Origin of the sequence: Levilactobacillus lindianensis, from assembly GCF_003946095.1 — a bacterium.
Taxonomy (GTDB): domain Bacteria; phylum Bacillota; class Bacilli; order Lactobacillales; family Lactobacillaceae; genus Levilactobacillus; species Levilactobacillus lindianensis.
The window spans coordinates 74,406-97,317 of the sequence record NZ_RHOD01000010.1 but is presented as its reverse complement, the minus strand read 5'-3'; the positions used below and the strand labels follow the sequence as shown (position 1 = coordinate 97,317).

Genomic DNA, 22,912 nt, shown 5'->3' with positions numbered 1-22,912 from the left:
GTGCTAGTGCGCCACGTTGAAAACGTGATAAAGTAGATGTACCCAAAGTAATCACTCCCTATATTGGTTGGAATTAGCTACTACCATTGTAAGTGATTGCTTTGGGCTTTTTAATTTCTGTTCGGATTAATTATAGAATTTGCCGATATAATAAGCTTTTTCGGTTCGTAACTTTTGGTGACTCGGAGTCTTAGCTGCATCAGCTTTGATCACCGACAATCCCAAGCTTAGGGTTATGACAACGCCAAGAATTGCTACCCAAATTGGAAGTGATCTTCTAGATTCATCATGTTGCATGTCAATTCCTCCATTCAACTATGCCAATGTGTTGCTGCCAGATAAAAAATATGAGAGTTGATCCTACCCCATCTTTAGCAAATGTATATCTTTAAATTGATACTTAATAATTTTATTGTTGCTGTGTGCTGGCTAATAATAGCACTCATTTTGCCGCAGAAATCCTAGAGCCCCTAAACCTTATCATCCAGCAACTCTCCTGGCAAGCATCAAGAACGCGATGCCGTTCTTCCACCGAAGTATTAGCATATTGGTCTGGTCATCGGAACACCACACTAACCGATCAAAAGTCATACTTTCACAGATTGGGTCAGGAGAAGTTACAAATAAATTTGTACTGGTATTTTGACGCCATACCTTCACTTTCTGTTAACTGCCAAGAGGCACCTGTTCTTCAAATTAACTTTTAAAGCATTGTTCCTACACTCCTATAAAAGGTGTATACTCAAAATTCAAATTCAATAAATCATGTCAAGGAGTAAACTCATGCAAAACTTAGACTTAACCAATCTTGTTCTGGGAACTTGGCTACTATTTGTCGTTATCAAGCGACAGTTGGCACCCAAGATCGTTCGATTCAAAATTGAATCTTTCATTTTAGTGATCCTACTCGGTGCAGCCTCAATTGGGGATGCCTTCCAGAAACAACATTTACAAATTACGTTGCAACAAGCCTTGATTTTCGGTGGTTTGAGCTTGGCCAGTGCCGTGATATTCGCGGGATTACGGGCCTGGTCTTACCACTTTTGGGTGAACGATGAGGGAATTGTCATGCGCCAAGGAAATTGGCTCACCCTAGTTTGGTGGGCTGTCGGTATCATTGGTCACCTCGGTGTGGACCGTATTTGGACCGGGAGCTCGGTAACCTTGCTCCTCTATTTAGGCGTAACCTTGCTGGTTCAACGTGGCTGTGTCTGGCTACTAGCATCGCGACAGTACCCCACCGAAATGCGTCACAATGCGGCCCTGCAAGCGGAGAGCCGGCATGACCGCCACGAACAAAAGCGTTCAAGAAAAAAATAGATAAAGTCGTATGTAAGTTCTCAGAAAGCCATTTAATTTCCGAGGACTTTTTGCTATCAAACGATCGAATGTCCTATAATGTAGATGTATCGGAAAATCAGGGGGTAATTAGATTGTTAACGCTAAATCATAAAGTTCTTCGGGGATTACTTTTGTTTGGAACTGTTGTGGGGATGGGGCTTACATCCGCAACACTTCCGGCTCAAGCTTCCAATCACTACTTAAAGCTTCCATACCAGGGCTATGTTCGAACAAGAAAGACCATGTACGTGGGCATCTCTCAAAAACACGGGAAAAAATATAAGCCTCTCCTCGTAAAAAAAGGAACAGTTCTTCAACTTTATTCTCAAAGTGAAAACGGGCATAAAGTCAAGGCTTCCTTCACACTCGGTGCTGTCCATTACGATAAGATTAGAAACCTTCGATATGCGCAAAAGCCAACCATACCACTCACTAAATCTAACTTTAAAAGAGTTAACCTAAAAGCACCTATTCGGGCAACTGTTCTACGGCAAGGAACAGGTTTTAAACTCAGAAAACATGGCTACTCTTCGGCGCCATTATTTTATCTGACATTAGACAACTATATTCAATATTACAATATATCGACGGTTAATCGCTATGATCCTTGTTCCCAAGATATGTACGTCCTTGACGGCCTTCAAGAGGATGTTTACAAACCATCTGCGTCCGCCAAAATGATAAAAACGACGGTCAAAGGAAATACGACAACTGTCAAATATCGCCCTGCAATTAAGGGACTCCCCGGGAAAAAGATCGGGCGTAACACGTATCAACTTAAGATTAAAGATTTAAAAAAGCATGTTGTTTTTGATGACGGTACTGGTTCAGATGAGCCCATTTGGGACGGTGGATGGGACTGTTACACAGTTAATGGTAATCCCTACTACGCAGGAAGGATGGCCACAACAGACATCTAAGCTTGATTATCACACCCTCACTGAACCATTTTATTTAAATGATTCTAAACCAAAACTGGTTCCGAAGATCACAATAATCTCCGAAACCAGTTTTTTTCATCACTCAATCTGATTCACTCATCGACCGGCCTGTTCCATTCGGGACTTCGCGGCCAATCGGCGTCGTGTATCCTCTAAAATTGGCTTTGCCAGCCCTAAGCGTTCGGCCAACCAAACCGCCTCACTAGCTCCAACCTGATGCAGAAGCAAGCGATACGTGGGCCGTAACGTCTTGGGATCAAAGGCCATGGTAGCCGTCATAAATGTTGGACAATCCACTGCGTATTCCTTAATAGCACTGAAGTGGGTTGTCGCAATAATCGTCGCCTGTTGTTGGCGGAGATACTCAATAATCGAAATACTCAAGGCAGACCCTTCTTCAGGATCAGTCCCACTCCCAATTTCATCAAGTAAAACGAGAGCGTTGGCTTGAATATTAGCGGTCATATCCACCAAGGTCGTCATCTCAGCGGCAAAGGTACTCAGCTGAGCAGTCAGGCTTTGGTTATCCCCAATATCGACCCAGAACTGACTAAAGACCGCCATTTCTGTGCCCTTCTCAGCAGGTAGTTCCAAGCCAAATTGAACCATCAACGCAAATAGCGCAATCGTCTTCAACACCACAGTCTTCCCACCGGAGTTTGCCCCGGTAATCATCAGGCCTTGATGTGGTGTGAGTTCGATATCCAAGGGAACGGCATCCGGTCCCAACAAGGGATGGCGACCAGCCACAATCTTAATGTGTTGGTCGGTATTCAGTTTAGGCAAATGACTGTCCGTCTCCAAACCATACTGTCCTTTGGCCATCGTCTGATCGAAGTCACTGAGTAAGTCTTGATTTGCTTTCAGATCATCCCAATGATCCAGAACGTCTCCGGTCAATGTGGCCAGCAATTGATAGATTTCATCACTCTCGGCATTGATCAGACTGGTCAATACGGCTGACTTTTTCGCCGCAGCTTGTGGTTCGAAGAAGACCGTCGACCCGGTCCCAGATTGGTCGACAACCTGTCCTGGAAACCGGTTCTTATAACTCGCCTTCAACTGCACGCAGACCCGGTCATTTCGGGTAATCAGGCGATTGCTTTGAACCGCCTTAGCATGCTTCTGAACGAATTGGGTCAGCGTCGTTTGTACCTGTTGGCGTTGTTTCTTAATCTGACGCCGAATATCGGCCAACTGCGGCGTGGCATCATCTGCGACCTGCCCTCTGACAATCACATGCGCTAGGCGGCCTTGCAGGCCGCTCAGACCCTTGGCAGAGGCTAACATGGTCGTTAACCCCGGTGCGAGCTGCTCGTGCTCACGCAGCACCGTCGTCAATCGTTGGAGGTTTGTCAGAAAGTCACTCACCATTCCCAATTGTTCTGCCGTAAGTAAGAGTCCTTGGTCTAATTTTGTTTGTAGCGCTGTCAGCTGATCCAGATCAAAGTACGTCAACATGACATCGTTGGCAAGTAAGCGATGGGCCTCGGCCGTCAACTTTAACTGTTGTCGAACGGTCTTCATGTCCGTCACGTTAGGGGCCGTCTGCAGGGCATTAGCTGCTCGGTCACTATGAGTAAACTTGGCGACGGTCGTTAGGATCTGATCAAGCTGGGTAATTTGTTTTAAAGTCATTTTTTCTCCTTGCAGCAATCAGCATGGAGAAACATTCATTGGTTTGAATTGTCGGTCCTGCTGTTGCTAATTCATATACTTTGGGGTATCGGACATCGCGCGACAATTATGCACACTCATTAACTTCACTCCTTATAGCGTAGGTTTCCACCTTAGCACACCTAGGTTTTTCGAGCAAACGCACCAACTAAATAGCCACCGTCATCGCTGATGGTGGCTGTTAGGGTCTAATCTGGTTGACTATCCTTGAAACGTTCGGTTAGCTTAGTCTCACTGGCCGCCAACAGGTCACTAGCATCGATATCATACAGACTGCTGATCACTAAAACCTGATCGAGCACATCTGCCAGCTCCTCCCGTAAATTAGCCTGACGCACCGCGGGAGTGGTTTGCTTTTCGCCAGGATGATCCCGACCAATCTCAATTGCCCGAATGGCCCGCGAAACCTCGCCGGCCTCCTCAGTTAGGAAATTCAAATGAACGAAGGGTGAATACTGATACCAATGCCGCCGCTGGTAGAAATCGACTAGCCAATCTTGATGTTCCGTAATTGTCACGTGTTCGTCCCCCTTTTAGTGTTCTTTCAACTGTACCAGATCCCAGCTGCCAGCCCTGCACAGACGTCTTATAAATAAATAAGTAACCGCAACTCCCCGAAAAAGTGTGATGATTCTTTGCCTAAGTCCTTATGGTTTTCCTAAAGGAACCAAGAAACCTTAAAGCTCTCCCCAAAAACCACCAAAATTGGCACTTCTGTTGTAGTCTAGGAACATGTTAACCAACACGACAGATAAACAAAATTTCATGGAGGTGGTTCGATGCGTTGGGAACCCTTATTGCTCATCATCTTACTGGCTGGACTAAGTGGCCTACTCATCGTCGCAACCGGCCGCAAACGCCGCTGGTTCGCCCTCTTAGTGCTAGGCTACTTAACTGGCTTGGCCGCCATCCTCTTTACCCCAATCTCATTTTCTGGCACGGCGATTTATATCATGCCCATCGGGATTGGTCGAGTCAACTTAACCAATCTGGGCGTCTTCAACCTCGGCTTCCTAGAGAACATTGTTTTGACGATTCCATTGGGACTGCTGGTCAAGTGGATGTTACCTAAGCTTTCACTCCTGGACGTCAGTCTCTTGGGCCTCTTCGTTGGTGGCAGCGTCGAAACCATGCAATACGTGCTCTCCCATGACTGGCTGATCAACCGTAGCAGTGATATCAATGACGTCCTGGCCAACGCCTTAGGCATTCTGGTCGGCGGCCTAGTTGTTGTGATCTTCAACCGAATAACCGGTCGCAAAACCCATACGGACCGCGTAATAGCTTAAGTAAACACATCACTGGCATTTCTTACGAAATGCCAGTTTTTTTATGGTACTTTAACCTTAGAAACGCATAACAATAGGCTGCACAACAACGACTCACTGTTTTACAGTAAAGTAAAAACCATCACCAGCGCACACACGCCAGTGATGGTTCATCAAATGATTTAATTCTGTTCATTGACCGATGAGGCTTTATTCTTCTTGAATACAAACCACTTACTAAAGAAGTAGTTAGCCAAGACGACAACCACTTGATCGACTAATTTGGTCAGCATTTCATTTTGCTGGAGTAACGTGACCCCGGCCCACATGATAGCCATATCCATAATCAAGGTCGCTCCCCGCGCGAGAAAGAACGACACAACTTCGCTGAAAAGGGCTTTAGTCGTTGTAAAATGAGAATGGAAGACCCAAACCCGATTGGTCAGATAAGCAAATAACACTGATAGGAACCAGGCCCAGACGTTCCCGACCTGATAGTTCCAACCCCATAGTGTGGCCGTGACGTAAAAGACGACCAAATTAACCAGCGTCGTCAATCCCCCGAATATCAGGTAGGCCAGCACGTCCTGATATTTGTAGTAAAGTTGCAGTAATCGTTGCATGTTTCCAGTCCCCCCTGAATAATCCTTGTCTTCTTTCGTTATAGCTGAAAACCTTTAATGACGCAAGGTGCCGCCCCCATTTAATAGAAAAAATTAAGGGTTGGATCACTGACCTGTGCTTACCGTTAATTGCGAGTTAGGCTGTGTTGGCAGGTTGATCAGTGTGGCGGTAGTGGTGAAATCTGGCTATTATAAGTTAAAGTAATTAATTTAATTTCCCTAGATGTAAGCCATTTAAAAACACCATCCCGGCTTAACCGAAACGGTGCTCGTGTTAGTTATCGATTTAATCGTTCCTGAATCGTTTGGACCACTCGGCTCTTCAACAAGCCGTAGACCAAAACAATCTGAATGGGCGTCACAATGAGTTGCTTGATGACCCGTAACGGTAACAGACTCCAGAACGGCGTCCGGTACATGATGGTCACCCACAACGTATTGAGGAAGGCATTCACCACCACCGCAATAATCACGGAAGCTAGCGTGATGCGACCCCAACTCACCGGTTGCTTATAAAGAAACAGCGCGTAAATCAAGGACCCTAGGATCGCCGATACCGTAAATCCCAAGAAGAAGGGTCCCCCGGTCATCAGGGTTCCCACCACGTCCACCACTGCTGCGGTCATCATGCCCCACCAGGGACCAAACCACTTGGCGAGTAACGCCACAATCAAGAAAGTAAAACTAAACTTGATAAAGTTATTACCGATCGAGAAGCGACTGATCACCAGTTGCAGCGCCATCAATAACCCCATCGTAACCATACTCAACGTGTCCAGCTTGGGTAGCTGGGTTTTTGCCATTGTCTTCAATTCAGACATCTCCTAAGGGAGTTGCCACATTGCTGCGGTCAATGCGGAAATAAGATCGCGGGACACATTCCCTTCGTCCGGTGTTCACATTGCGTTCCACCAGCACTTGACGCCTTACTTCCTACTCCGTAAATTTAATTACAGAAGACAGCATACCATACCCATTCCAGACTTGCACGCGTTATGCGCGGTCAAAGTCCTTCAACCAAGCTAAAGCCAACGCCTTTTCTCCAAGATGCGTCCCGATGACTGGACCGAAGTAAGACCGTTCCACAGGGATCTCAGGATACTGAGTCGCAATTTTTTCCGCCCAAGCTTTTCCACCATCTGGATCGTTAGCGTCTAGAACTAACGCTCGCAACGGGTAGTCGACTTTAGCCTGCGCTTGGACAAATAAATCTTCAACTCGTGCCAAGGCTTTCTTCCGTGAGCGGACCTTCTCGAAGGCAACGATCTCATGCGTCTCATCATCAAAGGTCAATAATGGCTTAATCCGTAAAACACTCCCAATGAATCCGGAAGCATTGGACAACCGGCCCCCACGAACCAGATTTTGAAGATCATCAACGACGAAGTACTCACCGATCGTCGACCGCAAGTCATCTAGCCGGGCGATGATTTCGTCCGGTTCGGCACCTTTAGCAGCCATCCGCGAGGCCTCAATGGCCAGGTACCCCATCAATTTGACCGTAATTTGGGAATCATAAGGAATGACCTTAATTCGTTCAATGGTGGGTGCCAAGGCCTTCAATTGGTTAACGAAACCAGAAATGGTGCTAGCCAAATGAATACTAATCACCGCATCATAACCTTCGTCGGCCAACTGATCGTATAGATTAATCATTTCACCCAACGGTGGTTGGGACGTACTTGGAAATGACTTCGAATTGCGTAACCGCTCGTAGAATTCACTCGTGGTAATATCAACATCTTCATCATAGGAGCGACCATCAATGATCACCGGAATTGGTACGACGTGAATATGATACCGCTCGACCTCTTCTGCGGACAAATAGCTAGTACTATCGGTGACCACAGCAATCTTCATTTCTTACACCTACTTTGTTTTTATCATTTAGAAACTAAAATACCATAAAACGCCGGGAACGCCTAGAAATTGTGCGTTCTTGGAAACGTAATCATGGCAAATTTAGACCGTCGAGACCCTCATTCTCTGAAAACCACCGTCAGTGGCGATGAGCTAACTTTCGGATAGCTAGCCGGTAGCCAACTCAAACTGCCTATGTAAGCGTTCTGGGGCGTCTAAACAACCGTTCTGAGACTGGTTTCTCCCTTAAATTGTAACACCGCCAAAACCTAGAAAACAATCCAATTGTGGAACCTGCGGCCAGTCTCTTGGCGTTAAGCCAAGGGTTTTTTGACGTTTCGTTGCCGATCCATACTCTTATCTAAACGGTTCAATAATATTTGAAGTAAATTACGTTCATCGGTTGACCAGTGTTCGAAAACCTCATCCGAGAGCGCTTCGAAAGCCGAATTAATCGTTGCGGCCGTCTCGGTACCCACAGGGGTAATGCTGTAAATCAACTGACGTTTGTCCCGACCAATGGCTTCCTTAGAGACCATCTCTTTGGCCACTAAGCCCTTTAGTTGGCGACTAAGTGTCGACGTATCCAACCGGGTCTGTTGGGCAAGAATTTCTTGGGTGTTTTCACCACCGCCGATATGATCCAAGAGTTGCCACTCGGAAACGGTTAGGTGCTGTTGCTTGGTCATCCGTTGCAGTAACGTTTGCTGAACTTTGTTAATGGCCATAAGCGCCGCTAAACTGGATTTCATTTGCCCTCACTCCTTTGATTGTATTGTACAACGATTTGGTTGCTAATCACAAGTCAATTTGATGACGTTTTTTAACCGCTTCTCCCCGGTTTCCGAGGAAAGTTCTTTGCACTTCGTCTAACCGCCCGGTATACTTTGAGTTGTGTCGTTTTATTGAACGATTTATTTAAGACTCTCTAGATAGAAAGGTGTTGTTCTCCATGTCATTTGACGGATCCTTTACCCACGCAATGGTTCAGGAATTGGGTCAAACCCTCACGACCGGTCGGGTAAGTAAGATTAACCAACCTTACGCCAACGAAGTCGTCCTCACCATCCGGGCTAACAGCCATAACTATCCGATTCTGTTATCGGCTAACCCAACCTATGCGCGGATTCAAGTCACGCAGATCCCTTACGTGAACCCGCCCGTACCCACTAACTTTACCATGATCTTGCGGAAATACTTGCAAGGGGCAATCCTCAAGAACATCACTCAGGTAGCCAACGACCGCGTCGTGCACCTGCAATTTACCTCTCGTAATGAATTGGGGGATCAACAAGATCTCCTCCTTATTATTGAAATCATGGCCCGTCACAGCAACGTCATTTTGGTCGACGGTGCCGAAGGCAAGATTCTGGATGCCATCAAGCACGTTGGATCTGACCAAAACCGCTATCGGCTACTGCTTCCTGGGGCGCAATACATCAACCCACCGAAGCAGGATCTCACCGATCCTTTTACCGGCCCGCGGGCTGATTTAGCCGATACGCTTCGTGACTTCCCTAATCAGGAAGTACTCGCCCAGACCCTGCAGCATCAATATCAAGGACTAGGCAAGGACACAGTAGCCGCACTAGCGACCGCTCTACACCAGCCTGGTGATGTCGACCAGCACTTCCGCGAGTTCTTCGCAACCTTCGACGCCCCACAACCTACCCTGACTATCTCGCCCAAAGGTAAGACTAGTTTCACAGCCTTTCCTTATCCCGGTAAAGGGTCAACGCAACAGACCGCAGCCACGCTCAGTGAACTCCTGGATACCTACTACCAGGACAAGGCCGAACGCGACCGGGTTCAACAACAGGGTAGCGTGCTGATTCGAGTCGTTCGTAACGAACTCAAAAAGAATCGCACCAAATTAAAGAAGCTCCAGCGGACCCTCGCCGATACCGAGAATGCCGATGACTACCGCATCAAGGGTGAGATTTTGACCACCTACTTGCACCAGGTTGAACGTGGTGCAACCACGGTTTCGTTGCCGAACTTCTATGATGACAACAAGCCACTGAAGATTGCCCTCTCTAACCAGTTGTCACCGAACCAGAACGCGCAGAAATACTTCAAACGTTATCAAAAAGCCAAGAATGCCGTTATTTACGTTAACGAACAGTTAAAGATTACGCAAGCTAACGTGGACTACTTCGACAACATCATGGCGCAGATCGAACTGGCCGCACCCAAGGACCTCGTAGACATTCGCCTCGAACTCCAGCAAGGAGGTTACCTGCGCGATCACGATCACTTGAAGAAGGCTAAGAAACAACGGCGTCAAAAAGTCAGCAAGCCCGATCGCTTCACAGCGACAGATGGCACGAAGATCTCCGTCGGTAAGAACAACTTGCAAAATGATCAATTGAGTCTGCATACCGCCAAGCGAACCGATATCTGGCTTCACGTTAAGGATATGCCGGGTTCTCACGTGATCATTCACGACGCCGACCCGAGCGAAGCCACCATCCTTGAGGCTGCTAACCTCGCTGCCTACTTCTCTAAGGGCCGCGAATCAAGCAACGTTCCCGTGGACTATCTGCCCGTGAAACGCCTGCACAAGCCTAATGGGGCCAAGCCTGGCTACGTGATCTTCACTGGTCAGCGGACGGTCTATGTTACCCCAGAAAGCGCGCTAGTTGAAAAACTTGCCGACAACAATTAAGTGTAATTGCTATATACAACTAATTATATAACCAAAGCGTCCAGTCATTTAAAACTTGACTGGACGCTTTTTGCTATCTACAACTATCGATTTATTAAAAAACGAGCCCAGGAACACTCCCAGACTCGCTCTAACTTTACTTTCAAATGGTTCGATTGATAATCCGATCTAATTCTTCGGTATCGCTCAGGTTGCGTAACGTCAAGGCCTCGCTCGATCCAAAGGCAATGGTGGCGCCGACCTCTTGATCGGTCGTTCCCGGCCGATTCAACACGTGCAACTGACGGAATGGAAAGGCCGCGTTCATCAAGGCTACCCGCGTACTATTCAGGTCAATCTTGATCTCGCCGAGTTCCTCATCATCCAAAGTCCCAATGTGTTGACGGGTCAGCATTCGAACCCAGTTAATTCCGGTGACCTTACTCAAGAAGGCCATCTCGGTCAACCGGGTCGGTCGCACCCCGACCACCGCGAGAGCGTCACTCTTGTCGGACTTAGGCGCGAAGAGCACATGTACCATCCCCGTGATCTGCCGTTCACTCACAGCCTGTTTAGCCAGCTCGACCAACCGCACCCGATCGGCCTTGGGCAACTCGGCTGGCATTCGAAATGCCGTCACCTGGGCCAGGTTCTGGTTCATCCCCGGCGCAATCATGTCCATGACGCCGGCCGCAATCTTATGTTGTCCGTGGACAAACAGGCTAACGCCGATCGTCGCGCGCTTCGGTTGCGGTTCCCCGGTCTCCTGATCGGGTGGCAACACGTGCAGATTTAAGTCAAGCTTACGCAACTCACGCGTCAAGTAATGCCGATTCCCTGGCACGATCACAATGTCCGGACGCTCCACCTGAATCACATTGCGAATATCGCCCAATTGAATGGGATCGACATACTGCTTATCGGAGAACTCCGGTGCCACCGCTATGGCATTCGGATTGGTGTTCATCAGAATGGTGTGGTAACCGGCGCGCTTGAGTTGCTTCAACATTTCTGTCGTAAAGTACTCGGCAGCGGAGTTGGGCCCCAATTGGTTCCCACCCCGGCCAAGAACCAGCGCCGTGCGATCACCCAGGGGCTGACTCTCATTTTCAAATTCAAACGTGCTGTAGTAGCCGCTGGCCTCTTCGTCGAACTCACCCCCGGTAGGCTCGATCATCTTATAGGTGGGCCGAACGTCCGCCGAAGCGGAGAGTTCTCGAATAGCGGCGGTATCCGTTTGCCAGATTCGCGCAATCATCCCATCCCCAAAGCCGTAGTACCGGCCACACTTCAGAGTATCAACATCCATGGGATGATCCATGATCCGCTTCTCAATTTGTAGCAGGTGCTGCAACTTAACGAAATAAAAATTATCAATTTTAGTTAATTCACTTAGTTCGTCGGGATCGTATCCCCGGCGCAACGCTTCAATTAACACTAGAATCCGATTGGCCAGGGGGTGAATCAGTTGGCTAATCATTTCACCATCGGTTAGATTGCTAACACTCGGCAACACATCTCGCGGCGAGAATTGGGAACTTCTGACCGACTTCAACATGGCTTCTTCCACCGACCGGCCAATGCCGACCGTGGACCCGACGGCCTTCATGGCCGTATTCAGATGCTGATCGGCATCGGGCACCTCTTGAAACGGCCAAATGGGAATCCGGACACTGACGTGGTCAATCGTGGGTTCCATAATGGCTGTCTGCTTCACGTAGCGACTGGGAAGTTTGATGTCGACTAAACGTTGTCCCAGCATCAAGGGACCAGCGACCATGGCCACCGGATATCCCGTCGTCCGGGCCGCCAAAGCAACCCCGCGGGTAAAGTATGGGGCCAGCTTCGTGACATAGAAATGCTGGTTATCGGGATTGAGGGCAAAGTGAATGTGCATGACCCCCACAACTCCCAGCTCCCGGGCGATATGGAAGGTTGAGTCCCGTAAATCCTGATATTCCCGGTCATTTAACGTTTGTGGTGGCGCAATGACGATTGAGTCACCGGAGTGAATTCCTAGCGGATCGACGTTTTCAAGGCCAGAAATGAGAATCGTGGTATCGGCCGCATCCCGAATGGCCACCATTTCCACTTCCTTGTAGCCGACCACACTGCGCTCCAACGTGCATTGGTCGAATCGTGATTGCTGGAAGCCTTGGTTCAAGGCGACCAACATATCATCGACGTTGTCACAGATGGTTCGGTTCGAATCAATGCGTGGCGCAACCGGCTTCACAATCAGTGGAAAGCCAATTGACTCGACCAGACCGAGGGCTTCGTCTTCAGTCCCCACGATTTGCGCCTCAATGACCGGCTCCTGAATGTCCTTTAATGTGGCGTTCAAGGCTGCCGGATTATTAATCTGGCGAACCGTGCTAGCGGGCATCCCCAGAATAGTAATCCCAAACCGGCCAATGTCCCCGTTTTCAATCAACTCTTGGGTAATCCGAATGGCCAAGAGGCCTCCCAGACTAGGCAAAATGGCGTCCGGCTGGTCGCGCTCGATAATATGGCGGACGTTAGCCGTTGTCACCGCTTGAACATACATGTTGGTTGGCTGGATTTCCTCCAAAGCCACGGAGAAAGGATTGTTATCAATAATCATGGTCTTAATCCCATGACGCTTAAAGCTCGTAATAATTTGCACGGTGGCGCTATCTAGCTCGGTCTCGTGACCAATCTCCGTCGGACCACTCCCAATGATCAAAACCTTTTGTAAGTCATCCAAGTTCTGCAAGTCTATCCCTCCCGTGCTGTCATTGCTTCCATGAATTCATCGAATAGGTCCCGGCTCTCGTGGGGACCCGGCGCACCATCCGCGAAGAATTGTACGGAGAACGCCGGAAAGTCCCGGTGCCGCAATCCCTGAACGGTGCCGTTAATCAGGTCAACGTAGGTGGTGATCAACCGATTACGGTCAATCGACTTGGCCACCACGGCATATCCCTGACCCTGAGTTGCATAAATAATATCGTTGGTAATGATTCGGCGAATCGGATGGCTACTCCCATGATATTCGACCGGCAATGCCTCCAGCTTGGCCCCATTGGCCAGTGCAAAGAGTTCATGCCCCAAACCAATCGCAAAGAGTGGAATCTCCGCTTGGACCGCACGAATCATCTCGAGGACGCCTTCACCCAAATCAAGAGGTGATCCGGGACCCGTCGATAGCAAGACGCCATCCGGATCCAAGTTTAAGACATCCTGAGCACTCGCCGTCCACGGCAAGACGGTGACGTTACACCGTCGTTCGGAAAGTTGCCGAAGAATCCCATGTTTTAACCCAAAGTCGATGACCACCACGTTCTTCCCGGTATCCGGGTTGGGATATGGCTTGGGTGTGGCCACTTGATCGACCTGCCGGTTCGTCAGGACCGTCGCGTTCAACTGGTCAAAGGCGTGGGCGTCGGCAACGTCGACGATGCTCCCCTTGACCGGCCCAGCCATCTTACGTAACTTACGAATCAAATGACGGGTATCAATCCCACTAATCCCTGGAATATTGTGCTGCTGAAGAAATTCATCCAGTGACAGCCGGGAAAGTCGATTGGTGGAGATATTCGTGACATCTCGCACCACCATCCCCTTAGCCGTGGGCAAGATCGACTCATAGCTATCGTGGTTAATGCCGACATTACCGATGGCAGGTTGTGAAAAGATAATGATCTGGTTGTGATAGATCTGATCGGTAATCGTTTCCTGATAGCCAAGTAAATTTAAATTGGAAATGACTTCGCCGCTCGTAGTGGCGCCAGCACCAAAACCCTCACCGGCGTAGGCCGAGCCGTCTTCTAAAATTAAATAGCGTTTTGCCATGCTAAATCGGCCCCTTCGTCAGTTTATGCCTGCTGGATCTCTACAGCGTCGCGATCGTCAATCTCACTGACGGAAACTTTGATTCGTTCTCGCTGCGAGCTAGGAATGTTTTTCCCGACGAAATCCGCTCTGATCGGTAACTCACGGTGGCCTCTATCAACCAATACGGCCAAATTAATGGACTGTGGTCGCCCCAAGGCCATAACGGCACTCATAGCGGCTCTAATGGTTCTGCCAGTATAGAGCACATCATCGACTAAGATGACCTTTTTCCCCGCTACGGAGAAGTCGATGTTTTCGCCACTCACCTGGGGATCCCCTTGGGCATCGTGGTCAATGTCATCACGATAGGGCGTCACATCGAGATCACCCACCGGTACCGTGACATTTTCAAGCTGTTGCAAGCGACTGGCAATCCGCCGCGCCAAATAGACACCGCGCGTCTTAATTCCGAGAATGACCAAGTCATCCACGCCCTTATTGCGTTCAATTATTTCATATGTGATTCGGGTCAGGGCCCGTTGCATTGCCATTGCGTCCACAACTACCTTTGCCATCTTTATTTCCTCCTTAAAATTCCCCGGCGTCCGCCTATGTAGAAGGCGGGCGAGTCTCTTCGGCAACAATGGTGAAGAAACCCGCCCGCCGGAACACCGGTAAACCCGCTATTCTCGTACGTTTAGCATAAAAAAACTAGATTGGTTTGTCAACTGGCAAACCGGCCTGTAACCGCAGGTGCTTGACCGCGGCGGCGAAGTTCGCCGGCACAGGTGCCGTGAAGACCAATTGTTCGCCGGTCGTTGGCTGCTTGAAGCCCAACTCTCTGGCGTGTAAGAATTGTCCTGCACCCTTCAGGGTCTTCTTCGGTCCATAAAGTGGATCGCCGGCGACTGGGTGTTGAATATAGGCTAAGTGAACCCGAATCTGATGGGTCCGGCCGGTCTCTAAGCGACAAGCAATCAAGGTGTAATTGCCATAACGCTCCAGGACCCTAAAGTGCGTCACGGCCGGTCGACCATCGGCCACCACCGCCTGCTTCTTGCGGTCCTTGGGTGACCGACCTAATGGGGCGCGAATGACGCCTTCCTCTTCCTTAAAGTTGCCGTGGACGATGGCCACGTACTCCCGAAGATTGGTCTTGGCCTGGAGCTGTGCCGACAGGCTCTGATGCGCATGGTCGTTCTTGGCGACCATGAGAAGTCCTGAGGTATCCTTATCGATCCGGTGAACGATCCCCGGTCGTAAGGTCCCATTGATACTGGAGAGTGGACTGTGGTACAACAACGCGTTCACTAAGGTCTTGTCGGGATGACCCGGTGCGGGATGCACCACCATCCCCTGAGGCTTGTTGACGACGATCACGTCGTCATCCTCGTAGACGATGTATAAGGGAATATTTTCGGCGACTAGGTCCAAGGGCTGCGGGTCCGGTAAGCTAATGGTCACCGTCGCCCCCACCGCTGGCTTATCCTTTGGCCGGGCATCTTGTCCATCGACCTTAATCTGGCCGGCCTCGATGGCCCCTTTGGCCTGGGACCGTGAGATTGTTGGGACCGTCTCGGCAACTAACTTATCCAGCCGGGCAGTCGCCGTGACTTTAAATTCTTCGTTTTGCATTATTGTGCCTCCCGGCGATCGGCGAGAAAGACTCCGACCGCGATTAGAATCACGCCAACTGTTAAGCAACTGTCGGCAAAGTTGAAAATTGGAAAATTAATGAAGGTGAGTTGGAACATATCAACGACGTAACCGTTGATCAGCCGGTCAATGAAATTGCCGATGGTTCCGGCCATCATTAGGGCCAGGCCCAGTTCCTCAACCCAGTGTTCCCGCCGGTTACGGTACTGCCAGAAGAAAAATCCCATGACACCTAAGGCAATCACGGCGATGACCGCAAAGAACCACATCTGCCCCTGCAGGATACTCCAGGCTGCCCCATCGTTACGTAAGTGAGTCAAGGACATGATCCCCGGGATCAAAGGCTTCTCGCCACCCAACGCAATACTCAGGACCACCGCATGTTTGATCCACTGATCGATTCCGACCAGCACCACTATTAAAATAATATTGGCAATCAGCATAAGTTTATGAAACACCTTTCCTATAAGTCGTTGTTGAAAAGTATACCAGAAAACCGGCTGGTCCGGCGGCTTCTGGCCCAGAAAAGTTCGGGAAAAGGGCCGATTGGAAAAGTCATTCGCTCAGTAATCGATTTGAGGCGCGATTCATCCCCAGAACAGCTGATTTTACCGCCAAATTTTGTCCAAAAAAGACGAGGACCATTTCCGACCTCGTCTCGACTTTCAATTCAATTAACTAAAACAATCCGGTAATCTTACCGTCGGCGTCGATATCCATATCGAGGGCCGCTGGATGACTCGGCAGCCCAGGCATCGTTAACACATTACCCGTCAGAGCGACTACGAAGCCAGCCCCTAGCAGCGGCGCAAACTCCCGGACGTGAATCGTAAAGTTCGTGGGCGCCCCCAGCTGATGTGCATCATCGGTCAGTGAATATTGTGTCTTGGCCATGCAGACGGGTAACTTGTCCCAGCCCTGCTTGGCCAAGGTCTTCAACTGACGCTGTGCCTTGCCAGACAATTCAACCTTGGCCCCACCATAAATCTTTTGCGTGATGGCAGTCATCTGCGTCATCAGATCGGCTCCCGCCGGCACCAGGCGATGGAAGTCTTTGGCCTGTTGCGTGGCCGTGACGACCTTTTCTGCCAAATCAGTAGCTCCGGCCCCACCATCGGCCCAAACGGTCGTGGTGGCCACGGGAACGGCTAATGCGTCCACCTCAGCGGTCAGGGCAGCTACCTCGGCATCGGTATCACTAGTGAACCGGTTGATGGCAACTACCACTGGCACACCATACTGTTGCATACTCTGGATATGCCGTTTCAGGTTGGCACTGCCTTGCTTCAAAGCCGTGACATTCTCCTGTTCCAGATCGGCACGCTTAACACCACCGTTGTACTTCAAGGCTCTGATCGTTGCCACAATGACCACGGCGTCAGGCGTCTTCCCTAAAACAGGCGTCTTGATGTCCATGAACTTTTCGCCACCCAGGTCGGCCCCAAAGCCGGCTTCGGTCACCGCAAAGTCTCCAAGCTGTAGGGCCGTCTGCGTAGCCAGCACGGAGTTACAGCCGTGAGCGATATTGGCAAAGGGTCCCCCGTGAATAATTGCGGGATTATGGGCCAGCGTCTGAACCAGGTTGGGTTTGATCGCGTCCTTTAAGAGTAACGCGATGGCCCCACCGACCTTCAGATCGGCCACCGTGACCGGCTCACGGTCATAGGTATAGCCGATGAGAATCCGGTTCACCCGCCGCTTCAGGTCCGTTAGGTCTTTGCTGAGGCACAGCACCGCCATCAATTCACTGGCAACGGTAATGTCAAAGCCGTCCTGCCGGGGCGTACCGGATGTTCGGCCCCCCAGCCCAATGACGGTCTGCCGTAACTCACGATCGTTGATATCTAAGACCCGCTTCCAGACAATCTGGCGGGGATCCAGGTTTAAGGCGTTACCGTGGTGAATGTGGTTATCGATCAAGGCTGCCAAGGTGTCATGGGCCTCGGTCAGCGCGTGCATGTCGCCGGTAAAGTGAAGGTTAATATCCTCCATTGGAACCACTTGGGCGTAACCACCCCCGGTGGCGCCCCCCTTCATCCCCATCACGGGTCCCATTGAGGGTTCACGCAGGGCTAGTACGGTCTGATGGCCGGCACGGTTCAGCGCGTCGCCCAAGCCAACGACCACCGTGGACTTGCCTTCACCGGCTGGCGTGGGATTAATCGAGGTCACGAGGACTAATTTCCCCAAATCATGTTTCTCCGGTAGTGGCAAGGTAATCTTAGCCTTGGTGTGGCCATAGGGTTCAATATCGGCGGGACTAAGCCCAACCTTGGCCGCAATCTTTTCGATCGGTTCCAGTGATGTCGCCTGTGAAATTTCAATATCTTTCAAATTAGTCATCCTCTCGTTCAACCGTCTCGGGCATGGCCGCGCGAATCAGAGCGGCTAACTCGATCACCGAGTTTTGTGGTAATAAGAATTGATAGATCCGCCCCTGGGCCACGATTCCTAACCGAAAGCGCGCCACCCGAACCCCTTTAACTTCTGATAAGGGAATCACCAAGTGATGGTGATTAAGCACCCGACTGACGGTCAACACCCCGTTAGCCATGGTGATATTACGAAAGTGGATCTCGATCCAACTGAGTAAGGCAAAAGCCACGAAGAAACCCAGGGTTATCCAATTAAAATGGGTCACCTCAAGCCAGAAGATCACACCGAGTAGAAAAACTATCAGCGTCCAGCTCCAGTTGATGATGCTTCCCAGTGGATAGGGTTGATACAAAAAGCGTCGTTGTTGCGTTATCATTAGCTTCAACACCTCACGAAAAAAATTGGAGTGATTCTTGTGTATTCTTTATATACGGATGCGGCGACCCAACCACAAAGCGGGCTGAGCGCCGGGGGCATCCTCATCATTCACGATCATCACCAGATACAATTGAAGGTCCCCCTGTTGGCCAAGACCAACCACGCGGCCGAATTTGAAGTCGCGCGGCTAGGATTTGAAAAACTCAGCCAACTAGTGGGACCCGCAAGTGCATCGACTACCGTTTTATTCTACACCGATAGTCAGATCGTTAACGACAGTTTAACCAAACATTATGCAAAACATTACCAAGACCAGGTGGACCGCTTATTAGTGGCACAGACACCCTTTCAATTGGTACTGGCCCAATGGGTTCCCGAAAAACAAAATCAAGGGGCCCACACCCTGGCCAATCAGGCGCTTCACTCCGCGGAGGTCGCCAAGTAAGTTGTGAGGGGCTTCTCGTAGTCACTCCAGTCGGGGGTTCCCCCGTATAAGGCGGACCCGGCTAATAACCGACCAATCTGAACCCCGGTTGTCAGGCCTGAGGACCCGAGCCCCGAAGCAACTAAGATGGCCTCGTGTTCGGGAACCGGTCCGAAGAATGGCGCAAAGTCTTGGGTATAGGCCCGCGTGCCGACCCGTGTCGCCCTGACATCTTCGGCCGTCAACCCACTCATCAAGCGTTGCGCACTCGCCAACAGATCGGCGGTGACTTCTGCCGTGGCTTTCAGGTCAAATTTACCTTCATCATCGTGCGTGGCCCCAACGAGGAGCTTCCCGTGGCCAAATGGAATAAAGTCCCGTTCACCCTCGGGCATCACGACGGGCATCCGTTCTTGTGACTCAAAGTCCTTGACGGCTAATTCAATTAATTGGCCCTTCTGTGGCCGTACGTCAGCAATCACGCCCAGTGGTGCCAAGAGTTCCTTAACCCAAGCCCCAGCGGCAACGATCACACGGTCAAATCGCTTTAACCCGAGCGAGGTCAGGACATTGCCCTGCGAATCGAGCGTGACTCGTTCTCGCCGAATCGTTAGGTTCTGTGAAGTCGCTTGCGTTAACAGCCCATCTACCAGAGCGGCACCATCGACGCGGGCCCCACCACTGATAAAGACACCGGGATGACTTGTCGTCAGTAAGGGCACCTTGGCTTGCACGTCAGCGGCACTAAGGGACCGAACATCCCCCATCGTTGCGGCATCTTGCCGGCGTTCTTGGGCTAAGGCAAACAGGGCTTCAAGATCACTGTCATCTGACCGGGTGACGATGGTTCCCGTCTGCTGGTAAACCGCCGTCCCCAGCTTGGCATCGTGAATGAGTTCTGGGTAAAGGTCGGCCCCGGCCTTGGCTAAGCGGTACCACTGCTGGTTACGCCGCTTCGAGAGCCATGGCGAGATGATACCGGCCGCGGCGCTAGTGGCTTGGCCCACGCCGTCGTCAAACAGCGTCACTTGCACGTTCTGCCCGCCCGGTAATTGACTGAGATAATAAGCTGCGGTGGCCCCGACAATGCCGCCGCCAATAATGGCAATTCGTTTTTGCATGCTGACCTTGACCTCCGATAATTAAAAGATTCTGTTCTAGCCCTCATTTTAGCATACTTGCACCCAAAACACGTGACCGTCCCTCGACGATTACTCTAAGAAAAAAAGCGCCTGCCCAACACCAATCCGGTGCGGGCAGACGCCTTTATTTTGTGCGTTTTATTTGAAGATTAAGAAGCGTTCGTCATCCGCTAGGTAGTCCTTGTCAGCGGCCGGCGCCTCGATTGACCCGAAGTCCATTTCGGCCCGCAAACGCCAACTAGCCGGAATGTTAAAGGTACTGTGAACGTCATCATCGATCAGTGGATTGTAATGTTGGAGATTAGCCCCAACACCATTCTCCGCCAGTGACGTCCAAACCGCATACTGGGCATTCCCTTGCGATTGTTCTGACCAATCCTGGAAGTTAGCCGCATAGAGTGGGAAGTCGTGTTCGAACTTTGCGACCGTCTTCGTCTCGGTAAAGAACAGGATCGTCCCATAGGCTGCCTTGAAACGGTTAACCTTGGCCGCTGTCCGTTTGAAGGCGTCGGCGTTTGGCACCTCTTGCTTCAACCGGTTAATGACGATATCCCAAAGTTCTTCGTGTGAATCGCCAAATAAGATAGCGACCCGCGTCGTTTGGTTGTTAAAAGCCGAGGGGCCCTGCTTCACGTTGTTCTTAATTAAAGTAACCAGGTCGTCTTGACTGAGCTTCACATCTCGACCTAAGGCGTAGATGCTCCGCCGCTTTTTCGCAAGTTCCATAAATTTCGTTTCCATAGTTAAATGACCTCATTTCAAATTCCCGTGATTGGGAAGGCTAATTGTCGGCACGATGGCTTTAAGTTTATCACTTACTTTTTGAAAGTAAAGAACTTTCCCCTACTGATCGTTGCGCTAATTACCCAGTAGTCGTGCCAGTTGGGTGGCCACCCATTCCGCCGTCATCCCCGCATCACGGGTCAAGAGAACGCCCAGTAAAAAGGTCCAGCAGGCTTGTATCGGCTTCTCTGTAGCGTTCGTGACTGGATGTTGAGCCATGTATAGGGTCACCACCGTCTGGAGGCTCTGTGGTACCGCCAGTGGCGTCGTTAGAACGAAAGCAATCGCTTGGGGATGTTGATCCGCATAGGTCAAGAGGTTGGTCACCATCCGCGTCAACATGACCGTCGCATCCGCCGAATCCAATACACCTTCCCGCAAGGTCGCGGTCAGTTCATCCCCAATCGCAGTACGTAGCTGGCCCAGTAGACTGGCCTTATCCGGATAATGCCGGTAGACCGCGGCCGGCGTCACGTCCAAGAACCGGGCAATCTGGCGTAACGATAGCTTGCCGACCCCCTGATCTTCCAACTGAATCCGCGCCTGCTGGGCAATCGCCGCGGCTAAATTTTCTCGATGATAGGGTTTCTCCGTCATTTGCCTCAACCTCCTTAAAATCCCGTCAAAGCACTGTTCACACTTCATGTTAACACTGATTACTTAAAATGTATACACTGATTACATTATTAGTTAGTCGTGTTCCTTACCTAAACTTTACAGTCAACTCGGTAAAAGTGTTCTACAATATGGGTAAACCTTTATTTTAGAAAAGAGTGTCGTCCATGTCACGTTCAATCACCTCTCGACGACTGGTCTTCAACCTCATTGGCTTTTGGCTAGTCTGGTTAATCGTCCAGATCGTCCTCAACGTCCCTATCGAAAACCACCTTACGGGCTGGTCCCAGGAACTAGCCTTGGATGCCATCAAACTCACCGTCTGGCTAGGTGCCGGGGCTTGGTTCCTCCATCAGGCAGCACCGAGTGACTTGTATCTGGCGAACCGCGATCAATGGCACCCTAACTGGCGATTCATACCCGGTTATCTTGTCTTGGCTTTGGTCATCGTCTACCTAGTTGGCCAATTCATCTTGGCCCATCATGGCCTGAGAATCAATCACAGCTTCCGCCCCGAGTTCTGGGGACGCTACTTCTTAGTGGTGGGGATCAGTGAAGAGTTCGTCTTTCGGGGCTACTTCCTCAATGTTTTGTTGACGCGTTATTCCTTAACCACAGCTAACATCATTCAGGCCGTGGCCTTCGCCAGTCTACACATTCCCCGTTACCTCACGACAGTTCCCGCAATGAGCCCCATGGCTTGGATTAGTAATCTCGTCTCCGTTGCCGCGCTTGGGGTCCTCTTCGGTTGGCTCTACGCTCGTAGCAAATCTCTCTGGCCTGGAATTGCGGTTCACATGACCTGGGATATTCTGGTCACCCTATTCGCCTGATTTAGGTAGCCGTGATCGGCCGCAGTTGATCACCACCAGGTAGTGACATATTGTTAAAAGGCGTCGAACAATTATCTTCAAGATAGTTGTTCGACGCCTTTACTTATTTATAAATTAAAATTGCTGATATCTCGTTCCAGATACACTGGCAAAAACCAATTCGACCAGTCCTAGATTAATCGCCGTAGATAGCCCAAAAGCACCACCAAAAACGTCAGCGGTAACAAGAATTCCAGGAAGGTTAGGAACAATGCCGGCGTCATTAAGGCCACGACTAAATCCAAAAGAATTAGGCCACCACCTATAACAACCAGCGTCAGCCACCACCCCCGAGTCAATCGGGACTGGTAACTAATCCCATAGGCCATCAAGGTCACCGCAGTTGTCAAAATCAAAGCCCGCTCTACTAAGGCTAACGGTAGTAGCCCCGCCAAAATCAGGGCAAGAACGCTCAAACCAATGAAGAAATAGCCATACCACCGTTGGGTCTGTCTCGTTGTTTTCATCATCATCGCTTCCTTTACCCTAATTATACACGTTTCTAACCCTT

The 22,912-nt window shown here is 50.2% G+C and carries 24 protein-coding genes and 1 riboswitch; of the genes, 6 read left to right on the top strand and 18 right to left on the bottom strand.

What is annotated here, in order from left to right:
- Window positions 1-126 precede the first annotated feature (126 nt).
- Entirely contained in the window at window positions 127-297 is a 171-nt protein-coding gene (locus EKM70_RS11370; protein ID WP_164506339.1) for a hypothetical protein, read from the bottom strand.
- 486 nt (window positions 298-783) lie between these two features.
- Between EKM70_RS11370 and EKM70_RS05905 the strand changes: the two genes are divergently transcribed.
- Entirely contained in the window at window positions 784-1,320 is a 537-nt protein-coding gene (locus EKM70_RS05905) for a hypothetical protein (protein ID WP_125546140.1), read from the top strand.
- A 113-nt stretch (window positions 1,321-1,433) separates the two neighbouring features.
- Window positions 1,434-2,261: a hypothetical protein gene (locus EKM70_RS05900; RefSeq protein WP_225416387.1), complete on the top strand. Its 828-nt coding sequence runs from the start codon at window positions 1,434-1,436 to the stop codon at window positions 2,259-2,261.
- 117 nt (window positions 2,262-2,378) lie between these two features.
- Here EKM70_RS05900 and EKM70_RS05895 read toward each other — a convergent pair whose 3' ends face one another.
- Together EKM70_RS05895 and EKM70_RS05890 are read right to left on the bottom strand one after the other, a co-directional pair.
- A complete protein-coding gene (locus EKM70_RS05895; RefSeq protein WP_125546138.1) occupies window positions 2,379-3,920 on the bottom strand; it encodes an endonuclease MutS2 in 1,542 nt (513 codons plus the stop codon).
- A 227-nt stretch (window positions 3,921-4,147) separates the two neighbouring features.
- Window positions 4,148-4,477 (bottom strand): MazG nucleotide pyrophosphohydrolase domain-containing protein, encoded by a 330-nt coding sequence (locus tag EKM70_RS05890; protein WP_125546136.1) that lies wholly within the window; start codon window positions 4,475-4,477, stop codon window positions 4,148-4,150.
- A gap of 261 nt (window positions 4,478-4,738) precedes the next feature.
- Here EKM70_RS05890 and EKM70_RS05885 point away from each other — a divergent pair, with 261 nt between their 5' ends.
- Window positions 4,739-5,248 carry a VanZ family protein gene (locus EKM70_RS05885; protein WP_125546135.1) on the top strand — a complete coding sequence of 170 codons (510 nt, stop codon included), beginning with the start codon at window positions 4,739-4,741 and terminating at the stop codon, window positions 5,246-5,248.
- A 161-nt stretch (window positions 5,249-5,409) separates the two neighbouring features.
- On the opposite strand, the gene EKM70_RS05880 is transcribed toward EKM70_RS05885, so the two are convergent.
- From EKM70_RS05880 to EKM70_RS05865, 4 genes are all read right to left on the bottom strand, one after another.
- Entirely contained in the window at window positions 5,410-5,850 is a 441-nt protein-coding gene (locus EKM70_RS05880) for a GtrA family protein (RefSeq protein ID WP_125546133.1), read from the bottom strand.
- A 278-nt stretch (window positions 5,851-6,128) separates the two neighbouring features.
- Window positions 6,129-6,653 (bottom strand): folate family ECF transporter S component, encoded by a 525-nt coding sequence (locus EKM70_RS05875; RefSeq protein ID WP_225416386.1) that lies wholly within the window; start codon window positions 6,651-6,653, stop codon window positions 6,129-6,131.
- A gap of 42 nt (window positions 6,654-6,695) precedes the next feature.
- Window positions 6,696-6,793: riboswitch (THF riboswitch) on the bottom strand.
- Window positions 6,794-6,843: 50 nt separating this feature from the next.
- A complete protein-coding gene (locus EKM70_RS05870; protein WP_125546129.1) occupies window positions 6,844-7,710 on the bottom strand; it encodes a DegV family protein in 867 nt (288 codons plus the stop codon).
- Between the two features lie 314 nt (window positions 7,711-8,024).
- Window positions 8,025-8,462, bottom strand: a complete 438-nt coding sequence (locus EKM70_RS05865; protein ID WP_125546127.1) for a MarR family winged helix-turn-helix transcriptional regulator — start codon at window positions 8,460-8,462, stop codon at window positions 8,025-8,027.
- A 200-nt stretch (window positions 8,463-8,662) separates the two neighbouring features.
- Between EKM70_RS05865 and EKM70_RS05860 the strand changes: the two genes are divergently transcribed.
- Window positions 8,663-10,378 carry an NFACT RNA binding domain-containing protein gene (locus EKM70_RS05860; protein ID WP_125546125.1) on the top strand — a complete coding sequence of 572 codons (1,716 nt, stop codon included), beginning with the start codon at window positions 8,663-8,665 and terminating at the stop codon, window positions 10,376-10,378.
- Window positions 10,379-10,520: 142 nt separating this feature from the next.
- On the opposite strand, the gene EKM70_RS05855 is transcribed toward EKM70_RS05860, so the two are convergent.
- The 7 genes from EKM70_RS05855 to EKM70_RS05825 form a co-directional block, all read right to left on the bottom strand.
- Entirely contained in the window at window positions 10,521-13,094 is a 2,574-nt protein-coding gene (locus EKM70_RS05855) for a carbamoyl phosphate synthase preATP-grasp domain-containing protein (protein ID WP_125546123.1), read from the bottom strand.
- A gap of 2 nt (window positions 13,095-13,096) precedes the next feature.
- A complete protein-coding gene (locus EKM70_RS05850; protein WP_125546121.1) occupies window positions 13,097-14,173 on the bottom strand; it encodes a carbamoyl phosphate synthase small subunit in 1,077 nt (358 codons plus the stop codon).
- Between the two features lie 23 nt (window positions 14,174-14,196).
- Window positions 14,197-14,730 (bottom strand): bifunctional pyr operon transcriptional regulator/uracil phosphoribosyltransferase PyrR, encoded by a 534-nt coding sequence (gene pyrR / locus EKM70_RS05845; protein ID WP_125546119.1) that lies wholly within the window; start codon window positions 14,728-14,730, stop codon window positions 14,197-14,199.
- Window positions 14,731-14,866: 136 nt separating this feature from the next.
- Window positions 14,867-15,790, bottom strand: a complete 924-nt coding sequence (locus EKM70_RS05840; protein ID WP_125546117.1) for an RluA family pseudouridine synthase — start codon at window positions 15,788-15,790, stop codon at window positions 14,867-14,869.
- Window positions 15,790-16,254 (bottom strand): signal peptidase II, encoded by a 465-nt coding sequence (gene lspA / locus EKM70_RS05835; protein WP_125546115.1) that lies wholly within the window; start codon window positions 16,252-16,254, stop codon window positions 15,790-15,792. Before lspA ends, EKM70_RS05840 begins: the two co-directional genes overlap by 1 nt.
- Before the next feature lie 235 nt (window positions 16,255-16,489).
- A complete protein-coding gene (locus EKM70_RS05830) occupies window positions 16,490-18,145 on the bottom strand; it encodes a formate--tetrahydrofolate ligase (protein ID WP_125546147.1) in 1,656 nt (551 codons plus the stop codon).
- Window position 18,146: 1 nt separating this feature from the next.
- Window positions 18,147-18,563: an EbsA family protein gene (locus EKM70_RS05825; RefSeq protein WP_125546113.1), complete on the bottom strand. Its 417-nt coding sequence runs from the start codon at window positions 18,561-18,563 to the stop codon at window positions 18,147-18,149.
- Between the two features lie 39 nt (window positions 18,564-18,602).
- On the opposite strand from EKM70_RS05825, the gene EKM70_RS05820 reads away from it, so the two are divergent.
- A complete protein-coding gene (locus EKM70_RS05820; RefSeq protein WP_125546111.1) occupies window positions 18,603-19,010 on the top strand; it encodes a ribonuclease HI family protein in 408 nt (135 codons plus the stop codon).
- On the opposite strand, the gene EKM70_RS05815 is transcribed toward EKM70_RS05820, so the two are convergent.
- The 3 genes from EKM70_RS05815 to EKM70_RS05805 all read right to left on the bottom strand — a co-directional run bounded on the left by EKM70_RS05815 (window position 18,986) and on the right by EKM70_RS05805 (window position 21,511).
- A complete protein-coding gene (locus tag EKM70_RS05815; RefSeq protein ID WP_125546109.1) occupies window positions 18,986-20,110 on the bottom strand; it encodes an NAD(P)/FAD-dependent oxidoreductase in 1,125 nt (374 codons plus the stop codon). The genes EKM70_RS05820 and EKM70_RS05815 overlap by 25 nt on opposite strands.
- A 159-nt stretch (window positions 20,111-20,269) precedes the next feature.
- Complete coding sequence (locus EKM70_RS05810) at window positions 20,270-20,872, bottom strand: nitroreductase family protein (RefSeq protein ID WP_125546107.1); 603 nt, start codon at window positions 20,870-20,872, stop codon at window positions 20,270-20,272.
- Window positions 20,873-20,989: 117 nt separating this feature from the next.
- On the bottom strand, window positions 20,990-21,511 hold the full coding sequence (locus EKM70_RS05805) for a TetR/AcrR family transcriptional regulator (protein ID WP_125546105.1): 522 nt from the start codon (window positions 21,509-21,511) through the stop codon (window positions 20,990-20,992).
- Window positions 21,512-21,696: 185 nt separating this feature from the next.
- Between EKM70_RS05805 and EKM70_RS05800 the strand changes: the two genes are divergently transcribed.
- Entirely contained in the window at window positions 21,697-22,362 is a 666-nt protein-coding gene (locus EKM70_RS05800) for a CPBP family intramembrane glutamic endopeptidase (protein WP_125546103.1), read from the top strand.
- A 170-nt stretch (window positions 22,363-22,532) separates the two neighbouring features.
- Here EKM70_RS05800 and EKM70_RS05795 read toward each other — a convergent pair whose 3' ends face one another.
- Entirely contained in the window at window positions 22,533-22,868 is a 336-nt protein-coding gene (locus EKM70_RS05795; RefSeq protein ID WP_125546101.1) for a hypothetical protein, read from the bottom strand.
- Between the last annotated feature and the right edge of the window lie 44 nt (window positions 22,869-22,912).

What these genes read in the sequence shown, in the direction of transcription:
- EKM70_RS11370 (WP_164506339.1), bottom strand. Translation starts at nt 297, where the DNA reads ATGCAACATGATGAATCTAGAAGATCACTTCCAATTTGGGTAGCAATT.
- EKM70_RS05905 (WP_125546140.1), top strand. Translation starts at nt 784, where the DNA reads ATGCAAAACTTAGACTTAACCAATCTTGTTCTGGGAACTTGGCTACTA.
- EKM70_RS05895 (WP_125546138.1), bottom strand. Translation starts at nt 3,920, where the DNA reads ATGACTTTAAAACAAATTACCCAGCTTGATCAGATCCTAACGACCGTC.
- EKM70_RS05885 (WP_125546135.1), top strand. Translation starts at nt 4,739, where the DNA reads ATGCGTTGGGAACCCTTATTGCTCATCATCTTACTGGCTGGACTAAGT.
- EKM70_RS05880 (WP_125546133.1), bottom strand. Translation starts at nt 5,850, where the DNA reads ATGCAACGATTACTGCAACTTTACTACAAATATCAGGACGTGCTGGCC.
- EKM70_RS05875 (WP_225416386.1), bottom strand. Translation starts at nt 6,653, where the DNA reads ATGGCAAAAACCCAGCTACCCAAGCTGGACACGTTGAGTATGGTTACG.
- EKM70_RS05870 (WP_125546129.1), bottom strand. Translation starts at nt 7,710, where the DNA reads ATGAAGATTGCTGTGGTCACCGATAGTACTAGCTATTTGTCCGCAGAA.
- EKM70_RS05865 (WP_125546127.1), bottom strand. Translation starts at nt 8,462, where the DNA reads ATGAAATCCAGTTTAGCGGCGCTTATGGCCATTAACAAAGTTCAGCAA.
- EKM70_RS05860 (WP_125546125.1), top strand. Translation starts at nt 8,663, where the DNA reads ATGTCATTTGACGGATCCTTTACCCACGCAATGGTTCAGGAATTGGGT.
- EKM70_RS05850 (WP_125546121.1), bottom strand. Translation starts at nt 14,173, where the DNA reads ATGGCAAAACGCTATTTAATTTTAGAAGACGGCTCGGCCTACGCCGGT.
- pyrR (WP_125546119.1), bottom strand. Translation starts at nt 14,730, where the DNA reads ATGGCAAAGGTAGTTGTGGACGCAATGGCAATGCAACGGGCCCTGACC.
- EKM70_RS05840 (WP_125546117.1), bottom strand. Translation starts at nt 15,790, where the DNA reads ATGCAAAACGAAGAATTTAAAGTCACGGCGACTGCCCGGCTGGATAAG.
- lspA (WP_125546115.1), bottom strand. Translation starts at nt 16,254, where the DNA reads ATGCTGATTGCCAATATTATTTTAATAGTGGTGCTGGTCGGAATCGAT.
- EKM70_RS05825 (WP_125546113.1), bottom strand. Translation starts at nt 18,563, where the DNA reads ATGATAACGCAACAACGACGCTTTTTGTATCAACCCTATCCACTGGGA.
- EKM70_RS05815 (WP_125546109.1), bottom strand. Translation starts at nt 20,110, where the DNA reads ATGCAAAAACGAATTGCCATTATTGGCGGCGGCATTGTCGGGGCCACC.
- EKM70_RS05810 (WP_125546107.1), bottom strand. Translation starts at nt 20,872, where the DNA reads ATGGAAACGAAATTTATGGAACTTGCGAAAAAGCGGCGGAGCATCTAC.
- EKM70_RS05805 (WP_125546105.1), bottom strand. Translation starts at nt 21,511, where the DNA reads ATGACGGAGAAACCCTATCATCGAGAAAATTTAGCCGCGGCGATTGCC.
- EKM70_RS05800 (WP_125546103.1), top strand. Translation starts at nt 21,697, where the DNA reads ATGTCACGTTCAATCACCTCTCGACGACTGGTCTTCAACCTCATTGGC.
- EKM70_RS05795 (WP_125546101.1), bottom strand. Translation starts at nt 22,868, where the DNA reads ATGAAAACAACGAGACAGACCCAACGGTGGTATGGCTATTTCTTCATT.